The 448-nt window shown below is 45.2% G+C and carries 1 rRNA gene; it reads right to left on the bottom strand.

The window, feature by feature from the left end:
• Window positions 1–214: ribosomal RNA gene (locus CIK04_RS31035) — 16S ribosomal RNA — on the bottom strand; the annotation flags it as partial.
• Window positions 215–448 lie beyond the last annotated feature (234 nt).

Raw genomic sequence — 448 nt, 5'->3', positions numbered from 1 at the left:
GCCCGAAGGTCCCCCTCTTTGAGCCGAAGCTATCATGCGGTATTAGCCATCGTTTCCAATGGTTATCCCCCACATCAGGGCAATTTCCCAGGCATTACTCACCCGTCCGCCGCTCGCCACCCGAGAAACAAGTTTCTCTGTGCTGCCGCTCGACTTGCATGTGTTAGGCCTGCCGCCAGCGTTCAATCTGAGCCATGATCAAACTCTTCAATTAAAAGTTTTTTGAAGCTTTCGCTTCGGCTCAATGAATACTGAATAAATTGACTGTGCCGATACTTAGTATCGTTTTGGTCACTCAGTTCATTGATAAATCTTTGGATTATCATCAACGAGTGCCCACACAGATTGATAGGTTTATATTGTTAAAGAGCTTTGCTTTCAGTGCCTTAGCACTTAAGCGARGTGCGTATAATACGCGATTGACTCTGTAAGTCAACATAAAACTCTA

Source organism: Vibrio sp. 03_296, from assembly GCF_002265885.1.
Note: the sequence above shows the minus strand (reverse complement) of the source record. Positions and strands in the feature narration are given on the sequence as shown.